This window comes from bacterium, assembly GCA_024228115.1.
Taxonomy (GTDB): Bacteria; Myxococcota_A; UBA9160; order UBA9160; family UBA6930.
Map to the genome: position 1 here is coordinate 1 of JAAETT010000155.1, position 773 is coordinate 773.

Consider the following 773-nt stretch of genomic DNA (forward strand, 5'->3'; position numbering starts at 1 on the left):
ATCAAAAATCAGAGTCAACAACAACATGCCTATCAAAACCAACAACAACAAAATACCCATCAAGATCAACAACAAGGAGGTAGACAACAGTTTAGAAATCTAAATCAAACCCCAAACCAATACCAAAACAGAAGTCCAAGCCCAGGCTATTCCCAAAACAGACCACAATCACCAGGTTTCAATCCAAGCAACCAAACTATGGTCCACTACCCAAAGGCCAATAGATCACAAGGTTCTTATAACCACCTCACAAACATTGAAAACGCCCACTTAAATACGATCACAATACTCAACCAAACAACACAAGACATGGATATATGTTGGTACCATCGAACATTTGGCAAAAGAGCTTACAAATGCCAAAAACCATGCATTCATGAAAGACAAACCAGATCCAACAACCACCAAATCAATCAAAGAAATGAAATCCAATGTTTAGCAAATAACCAAAGAGTACAAACCCAACAAACAGTCAATTCTATTGAGGCCCCAACAATGATAAAACAACAATTCGAAACAATCTTAGAAAAATACAAAGGCGTTTTCAATGACATCTCTCCCAACGACCAAATATGACATCCAGTAGAACACCACATAGAAACAACAGGACCGCCAACCTTCCAAAAACCAAGAAGAATCATAGGTGAAAAGCTCGAAATAGCCAAACAACATTACGCCATGCTCGAAGAACAAGGGATAGTCTATAGGGGTGAATCCCCATGGGCGACTCCCCTCCACATGGCTCCTAAAGATGATCCTAAACAACCATGGCG

The 773-nt window shown here is 40.0% G+C and carries 1 protein-coding gene; it reads left to right on the forward strand.

The window, feature by feature from the left end:
* The coding region (locus tag GY937_07830; protein ID MCP5056626.1) for a hypothetical protein at nt 1-576 on the forward strand (576 nt) is incomplete at its 5' end.
* Nucleotides 577-773: the final 197 nt, after the last annotated feature.